18 protein-coding genes are annotated in these 24,354 nt (G+C 35.9%); 10 read left to right on the forward strand and 8 right to left on the reverse strand.

Going from position 1 to position 24,354, the window contains the following annotated elements:
* Positions 1-93: 93 nt before the first annotated feature.
* A complete protein-coding gene (locus ACXACQ_RS18025) occupies positions 94-417 on the forward strand; it encodes a DoxX family protein (protein WP_474977373.1) in 324 nt (107 codons plus the stop codon).
* On the opposite strand, the gene ACXACQ_RS18030 is transcribed toward ACXACQ_RS18025, so the two are convergent.
* The 3 genes from ACXACQ_RS18030 to ACXACQ_RS18040 form a co-directional block, all read right to left on the reverse strand.
* A complete protein-coding gene (locus ACXACQ_RS18030) occupies positions 414-1,091 on the reverse strand; it encodes an alpha/beta hydrolase family protein (protein WP_474977374.1) in 678 nt (225 codons plus the stop codon). The genes ACXACQ_RS18025 and ACXACQ_RS18030 overlap by 4 nt on opposite strands.
* 81 nt (positions 1,092-1,172) lie before the next feature.
* Positions 1,173-1,412 (reverse strand): hypothetical protein, encoded by a 240-nt coding sequence (locus ACXACQ_RS18035; RefSeq protein WP_474977375.1) that lies wholly within the window; start codon positions 1,410-1,412, stop codon positions 1,173-1,175.
* A 114-nt stretch (positions 1,413-1,526) separates the two neighbouring features.
* On the reverse strand, positions 1,527-3,527 hold the full coding sequence (locus tag ACXACQ_RS18040; RefSeq protein ID WP_474977376.1) for a cellulase family glycosylhydrolase: 2,001 nt from the start codon (positions 3,525-3,527) through the stop codon (positions 1,527-1,529).
* 303 nt (positions 3,528-3,830) lie between these two features.
* On the opposite strand from ACXACQ_RS18040, the gene ACXACQ_RS18045 reads away from it, so the two are divergent.
* Positions 3,831-4,025: a hypothetical protein gene (locus tag ACXACQ_RS18045; RefSeq protein WP_474977377.1), complete on the forward strand. Its 195-nt coding sequence runs from the start codon at positions 3,831-3,833 to the stop codon at positions 4,023-4,025.
* A gap of 54 nt (positions 4,026-4,079) precedes the next feature.
* Here the strand turns inward: ACXACQ_RS18045 and ACXACQ_RS18050 are convergent, their stop codons facing one another.
* The 4 genes from ACXACQ_RS18050 to ACXACQ_RS18065 all read right to left on the reverse strand — a co-directional run bounded on the left by ACXACQ_RS18050 (position 4,080) and on the right by ACXACQ_RS18065 (position 15,942).
* Positions 4,080-5,021 (reverse strand): PorP/SprF family type IX secretion system membrane protein, encoded by a 942-nt coding sequence (locus ACXACQ_RS18050; protein WP_474977378.1) that lies wholly within the window; start codon positions 5,019-5,021, stop codon positions 4,080-4,082.
* 17 nt (positions 5,022-5,038) lie between these two features.
* The gene (locus ACXACQ_RS18055) at positions 5,039-11,284 is read right to left on the reverse strand and encodes a T9SS type B sorting domain-containing protein (protein ID WP_474977379.1); all 6,246 of its coding nucleotides are present in this window, start codon (positions 11,282-11,284) and stop codon (positions 5,039-5,041) included.
* A gap of 133 nt (positions 11,285-11,417) precedes the next feature.
* A complete protein-coding gene (locus tag ACXACQ_RS18060) occupies positions 11,418-14,588 on the reverse strand; it encodes an FG-GAP-like repeat-containing protein (protein WP_474977380.1) in 3,171 nt (1,056 codons plus the stop codon).
* A gap of 52 nt (positions 14,589-14,640) precedes the next feature.
* On the reverse strand, positions 14,641-15,942 hold the full coding sequence (locus ACXACQ_RS18065) for a PorP/SprF family type IX secretion system membrane protein (RefSeq protein ID WP_474977381.1): 1,302 nt from the start codon (positions 15,940-15,942) through the stop codon (positions 14,641-14,643).
* 230 nt (positions 15,943-16,172) lie between these two features.
* Between ACXACQ_RS18065 and ACXACQ_RS18070 the strand changes: the two genes are divergently transcribed.
* Positions 16,173-16,991, forward strand: a complete 819-nt coding sequence (locus tag ACXACQ_RS18070; RefSeq protein ID WP_474977383.1) for a porin family protein — start codon at positions 16,173-16,175, stop codon at positions 16,989-16,991.
* Here ACXACQ_RS18070 and trpF read toward each other — a convergent pair.
* Positions 16,984-17,589, reverse strand: coding sequence for a phosphoribosylanthranilate isomerase (gene trpF, locus ACXACQ_RS18075; RefSeq protein ID WP_474977384.1), 606 nt, complete (start codon positions 17,587-17,589; stop codon positions 16,984-16,986). The two genes, ACXACQ_RS18070 and trpF, sit on opposite strands and share 8 nt — an antisense overlap.
* Before the next feature lie 147 nt (positions 17,590-17,736).
* On the opposite strand from trpF, the gene ACXACQ_RS18080 reads away from it, so the two are divergent.
* From ACXACQ_RS18080 to ACXACQ_RS18110, 7 genes are all read left to right on the forward strand, one after another.
* Positions 17,737-18,054: a thioredoxin family protein gene (locus ACXACQ_RS18080; protein ID WP_474977385.1), complete on the forward strand. Its 318-nt coding sequence runs from the start codon at positions 17,737-17,739 to the stop codon at positions 18,052-18,054.
* A gap of 7 nt (positions 18,055-18,061) precedes the next feature.
* Positions 18,062-18,304: a DUF6952 family protein gene (locus tag ACXACQ_RS18085; RefSeq protein ID WP_474977386.1), complete on the forward strand. Its 243-nt coding sequence runs from the start codon at positions 18,062-18,064 to the stop codon at positions 18,302-18,304.
* 64 nt (positions 18,305-18,368) lie between these two features.
* Positions 18,369-19,067, forward strand: coding sequence for a hypothetical protein (locus ACXACQ_RS18090; protein ID WP_474977387.1), 699 nt, complete (start codon positions 18,369-18,371; stop codon positions 19,065-19,067).
* The gene (locus tag ACXACQ_RS18095; protein WP_474977388.1) at positions 19,054-20,646 is read left to right on the forward strand and encodes a S8 family serine peptidase; all 1,593 of its coding nucleotides are present in this window, start codon (positions 19,054-19,056) and stop codon (positions 20,644-20,646) included. The genes ACXACQ_RS18090 and ACXACQ_RS18095 overlap by 14 nt, the downstream gene beginning before the upstream one ends.
* A gap of 23 nt (positions 20,647-20,669) precedes the next feature.
* Complete coding sequence (gene rpe, locus ACXACQ_RS18100) at positions 20,670-21,323, forward strand: ribulose-phosphate 3-epimerase (protein WP_474977389.1); 654 nt, start codon at positions 20,670-20,672, stop codon at positions 21,321-21,323.
* 21 nt (positions 21,324-21,344) lie between these two features.
* Positions 21,345-23,705, forward strand: coding sequence for a TonB-dependent receptor (locus tag ACXACQ_RS18105; RefSeq protein WP_474977390.1), 2,361 nt, complete (start codon positions 21,345-21,347; stop codon positions 23,703-23,705).
* Positions 23,706-23,716: 11 nt separating this feature from the next.
* On the forward strand, positions 23,717-24,307 hold the full coding sequence (locus ACXACQ_RS18110; RefSeq protein WP_474977391.1) for a penicillin-binding protein activator LpoB: 591 nt from the start codon (positions 23,717-23,719) through the stop codon (positions 24,305-24,307).
* Positions 24,308-24,354: the final 47 nt, after the last annotated feature.

Below are 24,354 nucleotides of genomic sequence, written 5' to 3' on the forward strand. Positions count from 1 at the left end.
AGTTTAAATAGTAACCTTTATTGCTAACTTTCAATTAGTTAATAATAACAATTTTATTTTTGTCAAAGAAAAGATATGTTAGGACTATATACAATGGCATTTATATATGCGGCTGCAGGAATCATGCATTTCATAAAACCCAAAATGTATTACGGCATTATACCAGACTATTTTTCGCATAAAATGATGATAGTTTATTTAAGTGGTATCTGCGAAATAATGTTTGCACTCGGTTTAGTCTTTCACGCCACTCGCTCTTATTCTGCCATCATGATAAGCTTAATGCTTTTAGCATTTTTACCTGTACATATTTTTATGCTTACAAGTAATAAGTTTAAAAAAATTCCTCGCTGGATTTTATGGTTAAGACTTCCTTTACAGGGTTTATTAATATATTGGAGTATTCAATATATTTAAATCAGGTTATCTAACCATTTACTAGTTTCATGTGCGAGCCACGGCATCACTTCTTCCTGTCTCAAAGCATTTGGGTCCCGCTTTAGCGTTTTAAAACTATGATCTGCACCTTCTAGAGTTGAAAGAACAGAATTAGGAACATCTGCCAATACGTTTCTAAGAAGACCTATATCGGCCAGTTTATCCCTTGTACCTTGTATAAAAAGTTTAGGTAAATCATATTTATAAAGGTGTTCTGCTCTGTCCACAGATGGCTTGCCCATAGGGTGTAATGGAAAGCCATAGAAAACAACCCCATTAATATTTTGTAAAACACGCTCCGATAGTAATAAGGAACTCATTCTCCCTCCAAAAGATTTCCCTGCTAAAAACAGGGGAGTAGTTCCTGCAAAATTTAAACTCGATTCGTAAACTGCGTTTATAGCTTCAAGTGCTACTTTTGGCCTATCGGGAATCTTTTTCCCTTTTTCCATATATGGAAAATTATACCTTACCGATCCAATGTTTTCAGTAAACAAAGCACCTGCTAAGTTCATCATAAAAGAATGATCCATTCCAGCTCCGGCACCATGTCCTAAAAGCAAAATTGATTTTGCCTTTTCAGGAATATCAATAGTCAAACTAACTTCTCCTATCTGCTCCTCAACAAATACTTTTTTTGGGTATAAAGACATTTGGTAAAAATATAAAACTGTAGAATTTATTCTACCCTAGTAAGTAAAAAAGTCTCCCTTGGAGGGAGACTTTAAGCTTTATTACTCGTCTTTGTCACCATTAATATCAATATCTACATCTTCGTTTTCCATACCAACTTGCCCTTTTTCAGCATCTACCTTAAGTTTCAATTTCTCATCTTTTTTAGCTTCAGGAGCATCTGTAGCCTGCTCTACTTCATTGACAGTACCATCATTAGCTTGTTCCTTTACCTTGTTGTCATTACAACTCATAAAAGCCATAAGGCTGAAAGCAAATGCAAATAATTTAATAGTTTTCATAATTCTATTTTTTGGTTTGCCTTATAAGTACAAGTCTTTTGCCAAAATAAAAAAGCTCAGGTTAAAATTAACCTGAGCTTTTTTGCTGATAAAATACCTTAAATCGTTCTTAATTTATTTAACTATAATTTTTCGTATTGAAGATGCATCATTATTGACCACTTTAACCAAATATATTCCTTTTGGAAAAGTATCAAACACCATTGAATTGATATTGCTCATTGAAAACAGCTCAACTCCATTTAAATCATACACTTTAATCGTTGAAGGCACACCTGCTTCAACTCGAAAACCTGTTTCATCTGCCGGGTTAGGATAAATATTTATGTTACTTCCTGTAATGTTCGTTGTTGCCGACAGCTTTGCAGAATTACTCACCGCAGACCATGTAAAAGTCTCCCAAGCACTGGCTGTAGCCCTATTGCAACCCATATATTGCTCGCCATTTTCAGATGAGACAAACATTCCATTATTACCACGAAGCGCAAAGGTACCATTACCTTGAGCTACCCATGTAAATAATTCCCACTCTTCCACCATTTCCCTATTACAGTTCATAGGTGCTTCTCCATTTTCTGATGACACATACATTCCATTACTAGCACGTAAGGCTACTTTTCCCATGCCTGCATCTTCTACAGTAAAAGCTTCCCATTCCAAAGGAGTGGTCCTATCGCACATCATTGATTGCTCTCCGTTTTCCGATGAGACATACAAGCCATTCACATTCCTAATCCAAATAGTTTGGCCAACCGGAATTTCAGTGTCATCAGTAGGATCATCACCAGACAGACAACCTGAAGAATAAGGGGGAGGAAGTGTTTCCGTTACAGCACTAATTGTATTGGTATTAGGTATACAATTTTCAAATTTGATATGTTCAAGCACTGCATTCATTACTGAAGCTCCATCCGTGGGGTAATTACCTCCAATTCTCATCAAGGCCGCGTTCTCATTTACATCGTGCCGTTTGTAAGTCCAATGGCTCCAACCTATTCCATACTCTTCAAGCCAAGCTATATTTTGCCGAAGCCAGGTATTATTATTTTCCCCTGTTTCACCAACCCATACCGGTACATTATAGGCTGTTCGGAAATTTATCAGGTTAACCATCCTGTTTATTTGATTGGGATTAGCATCCGGAACCCAATCATCAGAAGCATCGATCCAATAACGATGAGCATTATAAACCAATCCCCAATTAGGGCTAAAAGTAAATGGTTCTAAGTAATCATAGTTATTTCCCCAACCATTCCCTTCAATCATAAGCATATGATTATCGCCATTATTTCTGATAGTAGAAATAAGTCTCTGAAACAAACTATGTATTGCTTGACCTCCGCCAGGCACATTATTAGGCTCATTTATTAAATCATAAAAAGCTATTCTGGGCTCTGCTTTATACTTTTCTGATATTCGAAGCCATAATTGATTAGTCACATCCTGAAAAACAGGGAACTCCCATAAATTATTAGCAAAAAATGCGTCTGAAATATTCTTATCTGAGCCTTGAGCACCAGGTGCTGCATGTAAATCAAGAATAATATACAAACCATTATCGGCACACCATTCAATCAGTTTGTCTATAATACGAAAGCCTTCTAAATCATATGTAGCGAACAGCTCTCCATTATTATACCAGCTTCTAAGCGCTGCCTTATATTCATCATGTCCATAATTTAAATTATTGATTACATTATTTCGAACCACTCTCTGCTCTTCGGTTAAGAATAGTTCATAATGCATAGGTAAGCGTACACTGTTAAATCCTAAAGATGCTATATAATCTATATCGGCTTTGGTTATAAAATTATCTCGCCATTTTTGATAAAAATCTTCTACTTGCTGCATGGACTGTCCCTGATCGTAGTATTGTTTTTTCATCTGCCACTGCGTACCAGGGCACCCATCACAACCTTGTGGGTTTAACATATATCCTTCTTGTAGGAGCCACCCCCCAAGTCCTATAGATCTGAGAACAACGGGTTGTCCATTTTCTGATCTCACAATTTGACTACCACGCGCTTCAAGCCAACAGCTTTGTGAATAGGAGGGGGCAGCTCCTATGAAAGCCATTAACCAAATAATAATGAGTTTAGGAATTAGATTTTTCATAAATAATAATTGGGTAATTATTCAAGGTATTTTATCGTCCCTTCATTTTTGCAAACTAAAAGGAAAGCTCAATTTAGAACGATATACCAATTATTAGAAATGAATCATTGTCACTAGAAGTACAATATAGCACCTTAAAAATACTGGAACACTTTCTCTAAATTGGAAATAGAAATCAACAAAATGTTGATATTAATGTACAGTAGTATCGATAAGGCCACGGTTATGCTGCTTTCATTGGATTATATTTTTCTGGCCTAGTCTTTGTCCTTAGTTATTACATTGAAAACCAATTAATAAAAAATGGACATAGTAGATATATATAGAACTCAAAGTTCAGCATTAAATAAAGTAGTGAAGAATCATATATTTAACAGAAAGTTAAAACCGACTGAAGAAAAGTCCACTTCATTGTCTGGTACACCTAGTGGCAACTCAGAACAGATAGATTATATGCATAATCCATTAAGCTCAGAATATTTGCTCAAGAAGAAATAAAAAAGGGAGGCCAAATTGGCCTCCCTTTTTTGAGTTGATATAATGTAATGTAAATTAATACTTGAATACACTCGGGCATTCTACATTTCCGTGAATTTCTCTTATCCTAAATCTATAATTTAAAGAAAATTCATGAGTACCGGCAGAGAATTGGTTAATATCTGAAGTTGTCCAATCGTAAGAATAACCAAAATTCAATTGCTCACTTAACTTCAGTTGAATGTAAGTAACAATAGCATCTATATTTCTATAAGAAGCTCCTACACTAAACACGTCATAAAATACAAAGCCAGCGTTTAAATCAAAATTTAATGGTTGCCCTTCTTGCCCCCTTACCAAAACTGTTGGGTTAAATTGCACCGCTTTCATTCTATCTAACGGAAGTAACATTCCAGCATTTAAGAAATAATATCTCGACTCTCTAATTTCTCCAAGAAGATCTCCACCAGAAGAAATATTGTTATTCAGTAAAAATGGTACAGAAAAACCTGCAAAGAAGATATCATTACTATAATATACACCCGCTCCAAAATTAGGCTTAAACTTACTGTCAAAACCAGCAAAAGATCCATCTCCGGGATCACTTAAATTAAGGTCACTAAAGTCAGCTGAAGTTAAATTAAACCCGGCTTGAAGCCCCATAGAAAAAGTTCCTACGGCAGATTTTATTATAAAAGCATAGCTACCAAACATAGTGGTATTAGAATAACTACCAATTTTATCATTAGCTACCATCATCCCTACACCAATTCTATTTTTCATCAATGAAGTATGTGCACTAAAAGACATTGTTTTAGGCGCTCCATCGAAATTAACCCATTGGTTTCTATACATGGCGGTAGCACTAACTTGCACATGACTACCTGCCACTGCAGGGTTGATTACTAGCGGGTTAAAAAGATATTGTGAATAAACTGGATATTGTTGAGCAAAAGCCTTATTCATCCCAAGTGAGATGAATAAGGTTAAAACTGTCAATTTTATTAATTTCTGCATCTTAAAAACTTATGCTTTTAGTTAACAATTTCAATGTAACCTGACATTGGCCTTGAACCATTTCTTTTATCAATAACATAGAAATAAGTTCCATCAGGTAAATCCGTTCCCATAATACTAAATCCTTTATTAGAGACTCCATCAAAATAGATGGTTTCATTGTCATATCCTTCAGCTTCATAAACTAAAGTACCTGCTCTATTAAAAATTTTAACAATATTATTTGGATACGAACCTATACAATTTATTTCAAAGAAATCATTCTGTCCATCACCATTTCTAGAAATACCATTGTGAGGGTTTACTTCAGGAAGTATCTCAACAGACCCCACCTGAACACAACTATCTATAGAAGTAACTTGAACATTATAAATCCCTTCTGCTAACGAATCTGCTGTAATACCACTGCCTACCCATTGACTTCTTTCTGTAAAGTCATTTCCTTCAGCTACCCAAATAATACTCTTTATTGCCACAGAGTTTTCAGGTATCAAAGTTATTGAACCATCCATATTCCCACATTTGGCATTAACAATAGAAAAAGTAAATTCAGGTAATTGATCTTGATGTATAATCGTAGCCTTTACTATCGGTGATGTACAGTGAGTTTTATTATCCATTGCAACTACACCATAAATACCTGCGGTAACATGCTTTAATCGATCTCCCGTACCTATTTCCACATATTTATCATCATCTAGCACCTCATACCAAGTAAACGTATATCCATTAACTTCTCCCTCTACATCAGCAACTAATTCGCCTCTAGGAACAGTATAACAACCAATATCATCTGAAATTACCGAAATACTAGGAGTTATAGGAATCACTAGTTGTTCAGGGACAGCCTCTGAAGTTACTTCTCCGTAACAGCCACTTACCACATTTGTAGCTCTTACTGTATAAGATACATTTCCCTTAAGTTTAGAAACATCAGGACCTGTCGCCACAACATTACTTAGATCATCCCCTTCAAACCATTCAAATGTATAACCTACATAGCCTCCATCTACTCTTGCACTTGCTGCACCATTTGCATAATCCAAATCACAAACCGTTGAAGGGGCTACCATTTCAATAGTAGGCACAACTGGTGATGTTTCACTAGTTAATACAACAGAACTCTCTGTATAACATGTAGGGTCATTTCTATCAGAAACCCTCACTAAGTAAGTGTCTCCATTGGCCTCGTCCGTTACCCCCAGATCAGTAATAATATTATTACTATTATTACTACCATCAGGCAGTGTCCATAAATAATCATAATCAGCAGGATCAACATTCACTAAAGAAACCGAAACTGCTCCATTACCAGGATCTACACATTTAGAATTCTGCGTTACAGAAGTTCTTATTATTACGTCTTGTCTCTCTTCAACTAAAATATAATTACCTTCTACAGTACACCCAGTAGTTGTAACGGTTACTACTACACGATACTCTCCAGCATTAATTGGAGACAGAGTAGGAGTTGTACCTATAACTGTAGTTGGATCACTAGTTTCAAACCATTCTATATCATAAGCTCCTCCATTAGATAATCCATTAATTACGGTTATGCTAAGTTCTCCATCAACGTTTGGATTAGCACAAGCTGTCGGATTAGTGAATGACACTGCATCGATAACAGGTTTATCAATTCTATCTTCTAGAGTAATCTCTTTTACTCCTGTGGTACAAAAATCACCAGTTTGACTTATTGCTTTAACGTAATATGTTCCTGCTGGCAATCCATGATATTCTTCATTATAAGATCCTGAAGCTACTCCTACATTTAAAGGGGTTGTTTGGTTTACATCCTGATACCACTCAAACATGAAACTTCCATTGGTTGCTGATTGAGGTGTTCCGTTAATATTTACATAATCAATAACTATACTTCCTGTTTGACTATTACAACTAATAATATGTGAAGGAGTAAAGTCCCCAACTGAATAAGTAGGAGGGTTGTTTTCAATGGTATATGTCCTAAAAATTGAACAGAATTCACTCGCACCACTTGCATCTATAATTTCAACCGTATACTCCCCAGGTTCAAGGTCAATTAAATCATCTCCATTAATATTAGCAGGGTTTACTAAATTACCTTGTGTTCCTGCTCCTTCGTACCAATTCAAAATATAACTAGCATCCACGGGGGTATTTACGGTGATATCAATCTCACCATTAAATGTATACGACCCTTGATCCATACAATTGGTATTGTGAATCAGATCGTCAACTGTAATCATAGGATAGTCTACTTGCGCAGGAACGGTGGCAGTTAAATAATTATCACCACAATACTCAAATTGGCCTGCATTAGGTCCATTAGGATTTGCAGCTATCGACATAAAATAGTCTCCTGCAGCAAGTGAATCAAAGGTATGAAACTGTGTACCAATAACTTCTTCGAGTATTGTATTTAAATCATCCGCACTATAAATTCTAAGTAAATAATTATCCCTAGAAACTGGTGTACTCCCATTTGGAGTAAATTCTATATCTATACTGCCATTTTCCCCGGGGCTACATTTAGTTGATGCTGTAATATCATCAACTTCAAATGTAATACTATAACCTTCGTTGCTTGGTAGAGAGTAAACAATTGATTTTTGACATCCTGTATTCTCATCAATAACTAAAGCAGTATAGGTAGCAGCCTCTACACTAACCCATACAGCAGAATCTATAACATTATACATAACAGTGTCTGGGGCTCTACTTCCAGGGGTCACAGGCATGTTATCCTGATACCACTCAACCGTAAACGTAGAAGGAACAACCGTACTAATATCTACCACCACAGTACCACTAGCACTATCACAAGCTACGGGGTAAACTAACCCATCATAATTAACCATCAAATCAATAACCGGAGAAGTAATATCTACAGTTACAGGATCAATAGTATGACAATCAGTAGAACTATGAACAGCTGTAATTGTATAGGTTCCTGCATCAAGGCCATCAAAAACTTCATCTCCTGTACCTATTAAGGCATTAGTATCTACATTAGGCCCTGAATAATAATAAAAAGTATACTCAGTTAAATCTGCTGTTACTCCATTCTCTGTTACATTTACTTCTATTCTACCATCAGGGTTATTACAACTATTTGAGTTATCAGTTGAAACCACATCAATTTCTCTTGTAAGCGTAATCTTATTTATAGTTACTTCAGCTGTTCCCGAACAACCGTTAGCGTCTATAACTTCAACAGTAAAAGTACCAGTACCTAAACCAGTGGCTAAAGCACCAGACTGCAGTATAGAGCCCGATGTATTTTGCCCTTGATACCAGTTATACGTATATGGAGCAGTTCCACCAGAAGGTACAGCTTCAGCTTGGCCGTTTGGATTAGTGTCATCACATGAAGAATTATCCGCTAATACACTGGCTGTAACAGAAGGCGGGGTAGTTCTTTCTACTGTTACTGTTACAGTATCGGATGAACATCCACTACCATTATTTATTGCAACTACGGTATAATTACCTGCATCTAGGTTAGACCATGTTGCTCCTGTAAAGTCAGGAGTAGGTTTAACGGTACTTCCTTGATACCATTCGTAAGTAACATTAGTGTTAAGAGAACTGTCACTTGAATTATAAGCAATCACAGAAACTTCACCATCTAATGCTGTAGAAGAACAACTAATATCTGTCTTACTGGCCACCACATATGGTACGTTTTTCAAGTTAAGTATACCTTCGTTCTCAGAGTCTGAACAACCTGTTAATTTTTCGGTCATAATTACGGTATATTGATTTTCTACACCATAAGTACTACCACCACTTAAATAATCTATAGTAGGTCCAACACCAATTACAGTTGTAATATCACCAGAGAAATACCATTCAAAGGTAAAATCACTAGCAGGAGCACCTCCCAAATCAAATGCTCTTAATCTACCATTTGGTGTACCACAATCCGTTTCATCACTCTCTACGACAATTCCTGCTTCAACATTTTTAGTAGTTTCGGAAATAATTACCTCCAAAGAGTCCGAACTACATAAAGCCGTTTTGTGTTCGGCATATACATAATATGTACCACCTCTCAATCCAGTGATTGTGGGTCCTTCATATAATAAATTACCACCATTTATACCTGCGCTGTCATACCAATAAAAATTGTAATCCGCAGTTAATTTATTCGATCCTACAAGCCTGTAAGCACTAGCAGAACCGTTACCAGGAGCTGTAGAAATACAAGCAAAATGAGGGGTAGTATCAACGTCAATCTCAAATGGGGTAGGGTGTACCTCAGCAGATACAATATTATCATAATCACATTCTAAGAAATCGGTATTTCCTTCAAATGGATCTGGTAATGGTACTGTAGATCCGTTATCGTTTACTACAACAAATAGAGCAAAGTCTCCTCCATTACCTGAAACTGTCATATCTACCTGAACCTCGTCACCAACTTTCAAATTTTTAATTGCTACATATTCAGTTTTCAACCGTGTAGTTCCTGCAGTCATTGGATCTCCTTCATAGAAGGTGATAGGTAAATTACCTGAAATATCAGTATCTCCTTTATTTCCTATAGTAAATGTAACCTTGAAATCTTCATCAGGACACTTCGGTTGCTCTATAGTTACAGAATTTTCAGTAATATATATATCTGGTCGCGCATATGTAGGACAACCTGTAGAACTTAAAAAAGGAGATTGATTCAAAAACCCATTTAATGGTCTATTAGGTCCTTCAGTACAGTCTCCTGTTGACCATATTAGATGATGCTTTTGCTGTCTTCTCGGAATCGTCAAATCATTATTAACATTTACGTTAAAGTAAGCATGCTGATTCCATAATCTTCTTGCAGGCACCCATGGTTCTCCCGCTGATTTATAAGCTCTTACTTGACCATATCTCCAATTTCCATCGTTATAAAATTCATCTCTGGTCATATTGTCGTTGGTAGCACATACAACACAAAGCTCACTAGCTCCGTCAGCATCCACATCCGCTACTATAGGGTAATCCAAATTTGTTCTAGAAACACACCGCATAGTAGTATTGGTACTACCATCTCCATTGATTATATACAAATAACCTTCATCTCTATATACAATCTCATTTTTACCATCACCATTAAAATCAAACAGTGTACATCCTGTAATACCTGATGTTTCTTCTTGAATAGACTTTCTCCATTTAAGATTAAAATTTTCATCTAATGCATAGAGATACCGACCTGTTACATAGGAAACGTTCATTTGTCCGTCCCCATCTAGATCGCCTATATTCAACCTACCTGTACCATTTTTCCAATTATAACTAGGGTCTTGGAATTTTATTACCTGTTCGTTATACACGTCCCAGAAAAAAACTGTAGTCCAGTTACTTCTTCCATATCCCGAAGCTTGACCTGAAAGTATTACATCCAAGTTTCCATCTAAATTATAATCAGCTATACTCGTAGAGTTTTCAATCACCTTCCATTGATAGCCTCCTGGAATAGTAGTAATGGGAGTTAGGGTCCCCGCATTTTCAGCCCTACTATTAAGGCGCACATCGTAAATTACTCCACCACTAACTAGTTCTAAATTAGCATCACCAAACATATCTACTGCAACACCACCACCGTTAAAGTCACTTCGGTTATCATTACCTTGTACTATAATGGTACCGGTCTCAGCATCCAAAATGGAATTGTAAATATATAATTCGACCTTACCATCACCATCGAAATCAGCTAAACTAGGATGAACAGGATCTTTACCAGAAATCCGCTTACTCACCCACAATAAATCGAGGTTGCAGTTAAAAGCCATAACTTTCCAAGATCCATCATTAACTACTACAAAGATTTCTGAGCAAGACTCAGGATAGTTTGTACCTGCAGGGTTAGGTATATTACCAATAGCTACGGTCCATGTACTACTATACCCGTATAATGTTCTTTCATTAATTAAAGATCCATCTTGCCCACTGATAATGAATATTTTACTATCCTGGCGGCTACGAGTAACCACTTCTGGCATTCCGTCACCATCCAGATCACCAATAGCCATACGGCTTAGGTGGTCAGCAGTTTGACCTTGAGACATCCAGTCTAAAGACATGGAGAAATCAGGATACTCACTTGGTGCAACATCACAAGCAGCATCATTTCCTAAATAAAAGCCATCACATGCCGAGTCTTCAGAACAATCAGAGTCAAAACAGTCTATAAAACCGTCTCCATCATCATCAAAGCCATTGTTACAAATCTCTTGTGCATGCAGTACTCCAACTATAAAAATATAAGACAGCAGAAGTAGAATTTTTTTCATAACATACGAATTAGTTAATTGTCGGTGTGTTCATTGTTGTTTGTATCTATAAATAGGTTTAGCCCCTATATGGTAACTGCAAAAAGTACAATATGTACCTTTTTTCCGTTTAAATAGCCCAAATACTGAAAGATTAACGCAATAGAGTTATTGATCCTGATTTGGCTATTTGAGAACCATCACATTTTATAATGTAATAGTAAACTCCACTAGGCATCTCCACTCCATTAGAGGTGCCATCCCATTCATTATTATAAGGTTGTGCTTCATAAAGAATATTTCCTGTCTGGTCTAAAATAGACACAGAGCATTGCGGAAACTGTTCAATTTTTTCAATAACCCACAATGCGTTAATATCGTCTTCTTTATTCGGTGAAAAGAAATTTTTAGGTTTTAATATATTTCCAATTTGATCACCTTCAATTAAGATTTGAATCTCAGATTCTCCGTAACAGCCATTTAAATCCTCCCCATATACTTTAAACAGTGTGGATTTGATAATATTTGCAAATGGATCGGATATAGTAGAGTCGCTTAATAAATCAGCTGGCTCCCAGTGATATTCATCTAAACCTGAAGCAATCAACTGAAAATCGACCTCTGGTTGTACTACGCTACTTTCTGTATTAATAACTACTTCAGGTGCGGGTATAACTTGAGTTATATTATATACCGTTTCTGCGATGCAACCGGCATCATTAGAAACCTGAACCGCGTATTCACCAGCCTCAGCAACATCTATTGTACTTGTATTGTCTCCTGTATTCCAATTATAAGACTTTAAGCCATCTGTAGCGGATAAGGTAATAATTTCTCCTTCACATAACTTCTCTTGGCTAGCGTTAATATCTACACTTAAAGACTCATCTAATACTTTAACATCTTTTGATTGTTCTGATTTACACGTCATGGCCGAACTATAGCGGATAGTTAAGTTAACCGTATAATCCCCAGCAGAAGTATAATTCAGTTCAGGTGAGGCCTGAGTTGATGTTCTTCCATTGCCAAAATTCCAAACATATGAAAAATCGCCTTTAGGCAAACCGTCTATAGAAAATTGAACCGGTTGATCCTTGCAAATAGTACTAGGCGCATTCATCTTAATCTCTCCTGCAGGTTCTTCTAAGAAGCTTAATGATACCTCATTAGTATTAAAACTCTGTGTACAGCCGGGCACATTGGATATTTTTGCATAATAAGTGCCGGATGTTGTAATACCGGATAACTTATAACTAGTTTCATTTGGAAGTTGTGTTCCTCCACCTCTAAACCATTGATAATCATAACTTGGGTCATTAACAGAAACCTCCAGATCAATAGGATTGGCTGCACCACACACAGTAGTTTCAGATGGAGGCACAATTTGGAATTCAGGTATATCTGTTGCTTGTACAAGAACGGATTCTGTTTTAATTAAACAACCTGCAGCACCATAAATATCCAAGTAGTATGTTCCCACATCTGATAGCCTAAAATCATCTGTAACTTCTACACTAACTCTGGAATCAGAAAAATTATTAGGACCTCGCCATTCTATTGTACCCGGACCAGCACCAGATGCCGATAAAACAAATGAACTTCCTGGGCAAATAGCAGGGACTGCATTAATTGTAGGCAAACTTCCTCCTGGAGGTGCATTGATAGTCACTGGTACTATCTCTGAGGTTTTTGTACAACCTCCCTGAGTAATAGAAACACTGTAATCACCCGAAGATGTAACACTTAAGGTAGGAGAGTTTGTACCCACTGGACTTCCTCCATTTGACCAACTATATACAGCCCCTGGTAAAGATTGTACTTTTAGTATTACAGGATCACCAGTACAATCTGTAATTGGACCTTCAGGGTAAATAATTGGTGTAGCACAATTTTCATTAATTAAAATACCAAATTGACCAGCTCCATTTCTAAACTTAGTATATACAGCATCGGGCTTTCCGTCATTATTGATATCAGCTGCATGCATATATCTTGAATTAATAACACTACTCACTGCGATGGTGGTATTTAATTTTCCTCCCTGAAAGAAGTTAATGGTCTCAATACTGGGACTTCCTTCAAAGAAATCAGCCATCCCATCACCATTAAAATCAGCTGTTCCTATACCATAGGAACTAAACTTACCAAACCGTTTGACACTACCAAAAGAAAGAGAAGCATCACTTGAGTTATTTAACAAATAGGCTGCTCCAGGCGAATTAGTTGAAGCGTTGTTTAGCACTATATCAGGCTTTCCGTCATCATTTACATCTACATTTAATAATTTGAATATAATATTTGAGCCTGTGCTAAAAAATGTCCCTGAGGTAAAACTAAAGTTATTAGGAGCACTAGCGTTTTTCAATGTAGTCATATCGCTAGAATTCAATTTTGAAAAAGCTACATCAGCCTGTCCATCTAAATTAAAATCCCCAATTGCAAGTCCCACACTACCACCTGTACCTCCTGATGAAGTAAAAAGCTCTGGAGTATTATCAAAATTTATTGTTCCACTTGAAGTGTTTCTTAACACCCCAATTCTTTGCTTTGTCAATTCCTGATCCGTGAAAACCAAATCAGGCTTGCCATCTTTGTCAACATCATAAATTTTAATTTGTCTTATTGATACAGTAGTACCTAAATCAATAGTTTTATTTAAAGTGTAACTTGTTCCACTCTTTGTTAGGATAAATATTCTAGTTACTTCGCCCTGAGCTGCAGCAAATTCCACTGCTACAAGTTCAGGCACTCCATCACCATTTAAATCGCCACAGTCTACGCTACGAGTTAGTGCACTTATATTTATAGAGGTAGGAGGAGATAAAGAAAGCGTACCATTGGTTGAGTTATTCAGATATAAAGAAAGACCATTAGCGGCTTCATGAGATAGAATAATATCACTTTTACTGTCGCTGTTTACATCACACAAACAAACCTCATAAGGCATTCCCTTAGAGTCTGTTATAATATTAGAAGTAAAAGAATTAGTGGCTAAATCATCAACACCACCAAAATTGACCATAAAAGAATTAGGACTATATGCAGTTAAACCACTAGCTGTATTTACAGTAACAAATCCATAAGGAGCTCCTGCAGGTACCGTTGCCTTTAGTAATTGACTAGAGACAAAAGTAACATTAGTGGCCTTTATGCTACTGAAATAAACTTTAGAACCCGAATCAAAGCCAGTTCCTTTTATTTCAACTTCCTGCCCAGGCATTGCACTGCTTGGATCAACCTTCGCAATATTTACATATTGCGCAAACGAAACATTTATACAAAGCCATGATATAATAAAGACAACAGAGATTTTAAGGAAACGCATAATTATTGGTCAGGTTTATCAATTAATTAAACTAACATGGTCTAAAGTAACCTTATTGCTCTACAGTAATAATGGTAACGCTCTTATACTTAGTTAATTCTTGTACCGCTCTGCGCTGTTCATTAGCCTCTTTTAACTTAGTAGTCTGATAGCTATACACATGGTACTGTTTATCTATTTTATTGTAAAATATATTAGTATACAATTCTTTTTCAGCCATTCTTCTTACAAAAGCATCCGCAGAATTAAAGTCTCTGAAGGACTTAACTACTACATAGTATTTTTTCTCTTTGGCATCACCTTTATCCTGACCTAACCCTTCGGAGATATCATCGGTAGAGAATCTAGCCTTATGAGTTTCGGTTTTTTCAAGAGTTCTGAGCATAGGTTTCTTCCGTTCAACCTTTTTCTTCTCACCAATTCTAATTGTTAACTGAACTTCGTGGGATCCCTGCGTATAACCTTCAACCCAAGTGCTTGCCGGTTCATAAGCATAACTAAATAGCAAATTTCCAGCTTTAAACCCAAATAAACCGGCTGCTCCATAGTTCAATCTATATGCGCCACCAATCCATACATTCTCATTGAGGTTAAGTGTACCTAAAACTTCAATTCTTTCATTAACAGTAGATGAGTATTTATACATAAAATAAAGCTGAAGAGGCGCATAAGCATCTTCAATTTCTACCCTGCGCTTCATTCTACCTCTTCTTCTGGTAACAATTTTTTTGTCTAAATGCTTCTTAAAATAAAGCATAGTTTGAACTTCATCTAAAGGAGAGAACTCATAGCTTTGAAAGCTCGATTCATTCAAATAAGTTGTTCTGAAAAGTTTGGGCAAGCTAACGCCTAAATTAAGACCTCCTTTTGTTCTTAGTTTAAAACCAAAATTTCCCACTGGCTGCATATTGTTATTGGTGTATTGCGCCAAAATAGGATCATCAGGATCGTCTATTTCATTCATATCTATGGAATTGCTAGTTATACCTAGAGACATTCCAAAATGTAAAGAGGCATTTTTAGTTAGGTAAGATTTATATGAATAGGAACCTAATATATCATTAGTAGTAATTAAACCTCTACTAAAATTCCTAATCATGAAACCAACCGAACTTTGCTTAAAGTTAAAGGGAGTCTGAAAAGTAAAAGTATTAGCAACAGGAGCCCCCTCAATACCTCTCCATTGCTGCCTATGGATAAAGTCAACCGTCATATAACCTGAATTTCCTATTTCTGCAGGAGATAGCAAATACAAGTTATTATAATAGTGATTATACACCGGAGCCTCCTGTGCAAAAGAGGCCAGCGATAACGTTAAAAATAAAAATATAAATGTGAAAAAATGTTTACCCATTACTGAGTTTAATAATCATAATCATCTCGATAACAAAAATTTATTAACTTAAATCCAACTATATCAAATAAAGTCTGCAAAGCTAACGTTTCGAAAATTAAAATAAATATATCTCGAAACTAAAAAAAATCATATATTGGGGTGTCAATTTAAATTAAAAAAATCTGGATTTAAAGTGTAAAGTTGGTGTTATTAATTTTTTTTGCAAAAGAATATACTTTTTTAACAAAATGAAACAAGCTATTAAAAAGGCAAATCTCATATTTATTTTAGTCATTGGCTTATTTTTTCTCGATATCCACACATCTCAAGCTCAATTGCTTATCGGTCCACGTATAGGCATACAAGCTTCGAAGCTACGATATGCCAGTAAAGACTTTAGAGACTCAGTAAAAACATCTCCGAAAATAGGCTATTTTGGGGGATTAACAATGGCCATTGAGGTGAAAGAACGTTTTTACCTTCAAGTTGATCTTCTTTACAGTCGAAAAGGGTCAATCGTTGAAAGTAAAATTGATAAAACAGGGGAATACAATATTCACGAAAACTATATTGAAGCTCCTATTCTTTACCGTGTAAACTTTAAAGAGAAAATAGGGAGAAACCGAGCATTTAAATGGTATGTAGGTGCGGGCCCGGTAATCAGTTACTGGCTCAGTGGGGGAGGATCTTACACGTCTAGTGAGATTTTAGAAGAAGATTTCTTTACTGCAACCAGAGATTTGACCATGACTTTCGATAAGCCTGAAGATGAACTAGGCCCTAATGATTTGCTCATTGACGACCCTAATAGACTGCAACTTGGCGTGAATGTGGGAACAGGTTTAGTTTTTGACCTTCCAAACACACATTCAATTGCTTTTGATGTAAGATTTACACTGGGCCACACCATTAGAGGTAAAGGTGACCCAGCTATCATACAAGATGTATACTATTTTTATGATAATTTAGATAGCAAGTATTTAGCCTTGAATTTAGGATTATCTTACTTATTCGATACTAACATCTCTCAAAGGAAAAAGGGTAAAAGTACGATCAAGGTTAGATAAAAGGATCATCTTCCAGAACTTCCAGTATATCGGCTAACTCATCATAATCTTTATAACCGGGGCGAAGCTCAGCACTACCTGTAAGCGCTATACCCTTTGCTCCGGTTTCTTTTATAAGCTCTTCTACATTTTTTTCGGTTATACCGCTACCAATAAGTAGTTTAGCAGCAAAACCACATCCTTTAATCATTTGAATTTCCTCATTACTTAGCGCTGCGTCTGATTCATTTTTAATCAGAATCAACTCAAAATTATCTGCATTTATTGAAGAAATGTCGTTTAACTTGGCTTCTAATATTATTGGTAAATCATATTGCTTTAACTCTTCTGCAATACCACTATCAGTGATTTGTATATAATTAGGTGCATACTGGCTAACAATTTCACTTATCTCACTTACACTAGCACCATCTACTTCAGCTACATATTCAACGCCCGACAACCACTCTGTTATTTCTTTGTATTTGTCTAAAGGCATAAATGCATGGTGACTTTCTATTAAGTTAAAGCCAAGTAGATTAACTTCCATACCTGCACAATACCTAGCATCAGAAAGGTTAGTTACTTCGCTTACTTTTACAAATGTTTTTAACGCCATAGATAATCTTTATTATACGATCAATATAATCCATTAATTTAATGACGTAAATCTAAGAGATTTTTTCTTGTTTAGCAGAAAATTAAACTTGACATAACAGCTCGCTGTTATTATTGATATTATTAAATTAAAGCTAAAAATAAAATTATGGCTGTAGAAGTATTAACTGACGACAATTTTATAGCTACTATAAAAGATAACGAAAAAGTAGTAGTAAAATATTTTGCAGGCTGGTGTGGTAGTTGCCGATTATTCTCACCAAAATTTAAGAGATTATCGGGAGACGAAAGGTTTTCTGATGTGCAGTTTGTAGATGTTGACGCAGAAAAAAATCCGGAAGCTAGAAAATTAGCAGGGGTTACTAATCTTCCATTTTTTGCAATATTTAAAAATGGAGAACTTGTTGAAACGGTATCTACTAGTAAGGAAGATGCGGTGGTTGAATTAATTGGAAAATTAAACTAACAAATCAATGAAAATTCCTGAAATAAAAAGGTTGGTAGAAAACCATAAGATTGAAGAATTGATAGAAGCAGAGGAAAATTTGGTTGAAGAACAGCCTCTAAACATTGAAGTAAACGGAGCTGATGAAGGGGAGAAATTGACTCACGTATTTGCCGCCATTTATATAATTAATAAAATGGAAGACGATAAAGTTGATTTTAAAACTGCCTTAAGAGAGTATACTTCTAAAGTTAGAGAATCTATCAACTAAGTAATAAAGTCCTTTTTTATATTTTAAAAGAACGGTTTTGCCGTTCTTTTTTTTATATTCAAGCATGAGATATATTTTAGGTATACTATGCTGTACTATCATCATAGCCTTTTACTCTTGCAATGACTCTGAGATTGCTCCTGATGGAGAGCGAGTAGGTTATAATTACTTTCCGCTGCAAACTGGTAATGAATATATTTATACTATCAACGAAATTGACTTTAAAGTAACAGGAGAGATAGATACAAACCAATATAGCCTTAAGGTAGTACTTGCTGATTCGTTTTACACTCAAACCAATGAGTTAGCATACGTATTGTACCGATACACCAGACATAATAACACGGACAGCTGGACTTTCAGCGATGCTCAGCCCGTAAGAAGAACCAACAATCAACTTATCATAACGGATAATAATACACCTACAGTAAGATTAACTTTTCCTGTTGAAAATGGGAAATCATGGAATGCCAACGCTTCCAATACGTTGGAAGAAGACGAATACATCATTGACAGCTTAAGTCATTCGTTCACCTTAAAAAGTGACACTGTTGCCAATACTCTAACCGTAATAAAAGAAAACAATGAAGACTATACCGTAGAATATGAGAAATCTTTCGATGTATATGGATTGAATGTTGGTTTAATTTACTCAGAAAAAACTAATTTAGAATATTGTACCGATGCCGATTGTATTGGTCAACAACAAATTGTATCAGGTAAAATATTCAAACAAAGCCTCATAAATTATGCCCTTAAGTAAATGGCTCTTTATCTTTTTTATTTTTTTCGGTTTCAATGTATCAGCACAAAATCAATATGCTGTTTATTTCGTAGATAAACCCGTCTCAGACGAGCTTTTAGCACATCCTGAAAATTACTTAAGCCAAAAATCAATCGATAGACGCAGTAAACAAAATATTGATATAGACCCTACAGATTTACCCGTCAATTCTTCCTATATAGACGAGCTCAAAAGCAAAGATTTGGAAATCAAATATATTTCAAAATGGTTAAACCTAGCCATTTGTGAATATGAAAGTACCTATAATGAAGAAATTGTCAACTTATCATTCGTAGACACTACAATACTACTTGGCCCCTCAGTACCTACTCTTGTAGGTAAAGTAAAAGGCTCTGAAAAAAATATTAATACTAAAACAAGTGCCAATATGGCTTCCAATCGCCAATTAGCAATGTCTGGTATTGATAAATTACACAGCGATGGGTTTACAGGAAAAGGTATTTCCATGGCATTTTTCGATGGTGGTTTTAGTGGAGTAAATACTATTGAGGGATTGCAACACATATTCAATTCAAATCGGTTGATTGACTCATACAATTTTGTTAATAATACTGATGATATTTATAGCTCAGGCAATCATGGAACGCATGTATTTTCTATAACAGCAGGCTCTACATCTGGCACCTTTGAGGGCAGTGCATATGAAGCTGAATACCTTTTATATGTTACTGAAAATAATCAAAGTGAATACCTTGTAGAAGAATACAATTGGTTGATAGCAGCAGAGAGGGCTGACAGTATAGGTGTAGATATTATTAACAGCTCATTGGGGTATTATGATTTTGATAATGCGGTAATGAACCATACTTACGAAGATTTTGATGGCAAAACAACGCCTATAGCCAAAGCCGTAAATCATGCTACAAATAAAGGAATAATTGTGGTTGTAAGTGCCGGCAATGAAGGCGATACCCCTTGGCATTATATTACCACGCCTGCTGATGCAGAAAATGTCATTTCTGTAGGAAGCGTAAGTAGTAATTATGCGCCATCATATTTCAGTAGCTACGGCCCCTCCAGTGATGGTAGAGTAAAACCTGAGGTAGCTGCATTAGGCTCAGGGGTTAGCTTTATTAACGAATTGGGTTACGTAAATAGTGGCAACGGCACGTCATTTTCCTCGCCAATTATCTCAGGATTAATGGCATGCTTGTGGCAAAAATTCCCTGAAAAAACTGCGATACAACTGCGCCAATTACTATTAGAAAATGCATCGCAATACAATAACCCGGATGATAGAATTGGTTATGGAATAGGAGGGTACGAGCATACAAAAGTAACTGCAGTAGATAATAAAATAGATACTGATTTAAGAATTTACCCTAACCCTACTGATGATCTTATATTTATTGAATCTCCAAATGGTGTCTACCAAGTTAAACTATATAATGCTGTAGGTGGAACAATAACAGATACACCCTATAATATAAATAAAGCAGATAAAACAATTTCACTTAAAAACCTTCCTCGAGGAGTATATCAATTAATTATTAACTCAGGTAAAGACTTACAGACATTTAAAGTAATTAAAAACTAGTTGTTTTTTTTATCTTTGAGGGCATGAAAAAACCGTTAATAGCCCCGTCAGTATTGGCAGCTGATTTCGCGAATTTGCAGTCAGAAGTAGAGATGCTCAACAGAAGTGATGCCGATTGGATTCATGTAGACATTATGGATGGTATTTTTGTTCCTAATATTTCCTTTGGAATACCGGTAACAGAAGCCATTAATAAGCACGCAAAGAAACCATTAGATGTACATCTAATGATTGAAAAACCGGAGAATTATGTAGAGGCTTTTCATAAAGCTGGTGCTGAATCTATATCAGTTCACTATGAGGCATGCCCACACTTACATAGAAACCTGCAGCAAATTAAAAACTTAGGCATTAAAGCCGGAGTAGCGCTTAACCCTCATACTCCAGTTTCATTATTAAAAGACGTAATACAGGATATTGACTTAGTCTGCATCATGTCTGTAAATCCTGGTTTTGGTGGGCAAAAATTCATTGAGAAAACATATGATAAAGTATCTGAATTAAAGGAACTTATATTAAAAAACAATGCCAATACTTTAATTGAAATTGATGGAGGCGTAAACCAGGGCAATGCAAGAAAATTAATTGATGCAGGAGCAGATGTTTTAGTTGCAGGTAGCTTTGTTTTTAAATCTTCCACTCCAGAACAGACAATAATTGACCTAAAGAACGTTTAGGTAATACTCAAAAAACCGTTGATGAAACTTATATTAACAACCTTTACCTACCTCTTTTTTATTACTATATGCTTTGCCCAAAATGGAACCGTTAGCGGAACCATTTATAGCAGTAATAATACTCCTCTTTCTGATGCTACAATACAAATTAAAGGTACTTCAGTAGGTACAACAAGTAACTCAAAAGGGCATTATAAATTATCTCTCAAAGAAGGTGCTGTCACTTTATTATTTCACCACATAGGACATGAGCCGCAAGAAAAAAACATTGAAGTAATTGCCAATCAAAACACAGACATTAGCATTACACTTATTGAAAAAACGGAAGTATTACGTGGAGTAGAAATTGCTGATTACCGTGAGTCAGAGCGAGAAAAAGTCAGCGCCACACGAATAGAACCTATCTCAGCACAGAGCTTGGTAACTCCATTCGGAGATTTCAACAAAATATTAACCACGCTGCCAGGCGTAGTCAGTAATAATGAGCTTTCATCTGCCTACTCCGTAAGAGGGGGGAGTTTTGATGAAAACCTTGTGTATGTAAATGATATTCCGATCTACCGCCCATTTTTAATAAGCAGCGGGCAACAGGAAGGCTTAAGTTTTGTTAACTCTGATCTTGTTGAAAATGTAGAGTTTTCGGCAGGTGGGTGGCAACCTAAATATGGAGATAAATTATCTTCTGTGCTAAATGTAAAATACAAAGAACCTACATCATTTGCCGCAAGTGCGAGTGTGCATCTTTTAGGAGGGTCAGCACATGTAGAAGGCACTTCTCCCGATGAAAAAGTAACTTATGTAGCAGGAGTAAGGCATAAATCTGCTCAATATTTATTAAACACTTTAGAAACTCAAGGTCAATATCTACCACGTTTTACCGATGTACAAGGCTATGTGGGGTATCAAATAAGTAAAAACACTCATTTAGGTGTATTAACCTCTTATGCCAGAAACCGGTACCTTACTGAACCGGCCAGCAGAGAAACTGATTTTGGAACATTTAATCAATCATTAAGACTGTATGTTGCCTTTGAAGGTCGCGAAATATTAGAATATGACACTTACCAAGGTGGGTTAAAATTATCTCATAAATTCAACAATAAGCTAACCAGTGACCTTATTGTTTCTGGCGTTAAAGCTTCTGAAAGAGAATATACCGATGTAGAAGGAGGCTATAGGTTATGTGATGTTGACAAAAACACTAGTTCAGGCTCTTTTAACGAATGTATTTACATCAGAGGTATAGGTTCTAATTATGACTATGGGCGTAATATTCTTGACGCAAATATTATTAATATAGAAAATAGAAATACTTACACGCTAGATGATGATAATATATTACAATTTGGCTTCGGTTATTCGTATCAAGATATTGATGACCAATTAGATGAATATGCCTTCCGTGATTCTGCTGACTACGTATTGGATATAGATAAAACATCGGCTGATAATAATATTTCAAAGAGCCAATACACCGGATTTGTCCAAAACACATCGTACTTCGACAAAGGTTTATCTGCTACTTACGGCCTCAGGTTCAATTACACTGACCTTAATGGCGAATTACTCATAAGCCCCAGACTTCAGCTCTCATACAAGCCTAGTTGGGAAAGAGATATCATTTTCACGGGTGCAGTAGGAGTGTATCAGCAACCACCATTTTACCGTGAAATGCGCGGCTATGACGGGAGCCTAAACACCAATTTAAAAGCTCAAAAATCCATGCATATTATTGCAGGTATGGATATGAAATTAAATTGGTGGGAACGTAAATTCAAATTTACAGGTGAAATTTATTACAAAAAAATGTCTGATATAGTAGCCTATGACATTGATAATGTAAAGCTCAGATACTATGCTAACAATGACACCAAAGCATTTGCCACTGGCTTTGATATGCGAATTAGCGGTGAATTTGTACCAGGAACTCAATCATGGTTTAGCTTAGGAGTAATGAATGTAAGAGAAGATTTAGAAGCAGACAACCGTGGTTATATAAGGCGCCCCACAGATCAAAGGCTAAACTTAGCTATATTTTTTCAAGATCATTTACCTACAAACCCTACTGTTAGAGTTAGTTTAAGCTTATTTCTTGGGACCGGACTTCCATTTGGTCCTCCGCAAGAAATTGAACAACGAAACGTTTTTAACGGAGCAACGTATAGAAGGCTAGACGTTGGCTTTTCTAAGATTTTTTATTTAAATACAGAGAAATATAATAAAAAAAGAAGCCTAACTTTAAGTGCAGAAATCTTGAATTTACTAGGTACCTCAAATGCGATATCTTACACATGGATCAATGATGTAAATAATGACCAATATGCTGTACCTAATACATTATCGGCAAGGTTTTTGAACGTAAAACTTTCGTTAAAAATATAACTTTATTTACAATGACTCATTTTATCAAAACCTTTGCTTTATGTGCGCTGGTGGGTTTCATATCATTTTCATGTTCTCAGCGTACTGTAACACGTGTTAGTCCAGATCAACAAATCGACTTAAGTGGTAGATGGAACGATGTGGATTCAAAAAAAGTAGCTAATAAAGTAGTACAACAGTTTTTAAATAGTCCTAGATATCAACAATATTCTAGTGATTTAGGAAAAACGCCTGCTATCATTGTAGGGTATATTAAAAACAAAACTAGTGAGCATATAGACTCTGACAACTATATCAAGAAATTTGAAATGGAGATTTTCAACTCAGGTTTAGCTGATCTGGTAGAATCTCCTGAATTCAGAGAAAAACTAAGAGAAGAAAGAGCTGATCAACAAGAGTTTGCTTCACCAGAAACAGCTGCCAGCTGGGGTAAAGAGTACGGAGCTAACCTAATGCTTTTCGGAACTATGACTTCTGAAACAGACTCTTACAACAAAAAGAAAGTAGTCAACTACATTACTACTTTATATCTTACTGACTTAGAGACTAACAAGAGAGTATGGTACGGTCAGGAAGAGATTAAAAAATACATAGAAAATTAATAGATACTTTAGTCCCTTGAAATCAACTCGAGGGACTTTTCTATTTT

The organism is Fulvivirga sp. AWR4_260 (genome assembly GCF_056158185.1).

Coding starts and splice junctions, on each gene's coding strand:
- ACXACQ_RS18025 (WP_474977373.1), top strand. CDS start 94: ATGGCATTTATATATGCGGCTGCAGGAATCATGCATTTCATAAAACCC.
- ACXACQ_RS18030 (WP_474977374.1), bottom strand. CDS start 1,091: ATGTCTTTATACCCAAAAAAAGTATTTGTTGAGGAGCAGATAGGAGAA.
- ACXACQ_RS18035 (WP_474977375.1), bottom strand. CDS start 1,412: ATGAAAACTATTAAATTATTTGCATTTGCTTTCAGCCTTATGGCTTTT.
- ACXACQ_RS18040 (WP_474977376.1), bottom strand. CDS start 3,527: ATGAAAAATCTAATTCCTAAACTCATTATTATTTGGTTAATGGCTTTC.
- ACXACQ_RS18045 (WP_474977377.1), top strand. CDS start 3,831: ATGGACATAGTAGATATATATAGAACTCAAAGTTCAGCATTAAATAAA.
- ACXACQ_RS18050 (WP_474977378.1), bottom strand. CDS start 5,021: ATGCAGAAATTAATAAAATTGACAGTTTTAACCTTATTCATCTCACTT.
- ACXACQ_RS18055 (WP_474977379.1), bottom strand. CDS start 11,284: ATGAAAAAAATTCTACTTCTGCTGTCTTATATTTTTATAGTTGGAGTA.
- ACXACQ_RS18060 (WP_474977380.1), bottom strand. CDS start 14,588: ATGCGTTTCCTTAAAATCTCTGTTGTCTTTATTATATCATGGCTTTGT.
- ACXACQ_RS18065 (WP_474977381.1), bottom strand. CDS start 15,942: ATGGGTAAACATTTTTTCACATTTATATTTTTATTTTTAACGTTATCG.
- ACXACQ_RS18070 (WP_474977383.1), top strand. CDS start 16,173: ATGAAACAAGCTATTAAAAAGGCAAATCTCATATTTATTTTAGTCATT.
- trpF (WP_474977384.1), bottom strand. CDS start 17,589: ATGGCGTTAAAAACATTTGTAAAAGTAAGCGAAGTAACTAACCTTTCT.
- ACXACQ_RS18080 (WP_474977385.1), top strand. CDS start 17,737: ATGGCTGTAGAAGTATTAACTGACGACAATTTTATAGCTACTATAAAA.
- ACXACQ_RS18085 (WP_474977386.1), top strand. CDS start 18,062: ATGAAAATTCCTGAAATAAAAAGGTTGGTAGAAAACCATAAGATTGAA.
- ACXACQ_RS18090 (WP_474977387.1), top strand. CDS start 18,369: ATGAGATATATTTTAGGTATACTATGCTGTACTATCATCATAGCCTTT.
- ACXACQ_RS18095 (WP_474977388.1), top strand. CDS start 19,054: ATGCCCTTAAGTAAATGGCTCTTTATCTTTTTTATTTTTTTCGGTTTC.
- rpe (WP_474977389.1), top strand. CDS start 20,670: ATGAAAAAACCGTTAATAGCCCCGTCAGTATTGGCAGCTGATTTCGCG.
- ACXACQ_RS18105 (WP_474977390.1), top strand. CDS start 21,345: ATGAAACTTATATTAACAACCTTTACCTACCTCTTTTTTATTACTATA.
- ACXACQ_RS18110 (WP_474977391.1), top strand. CDS start 23,717: ATGACTCATTTTATCAAAACCTTTGCTTTATGTGCGCTGGTGGGTTTC.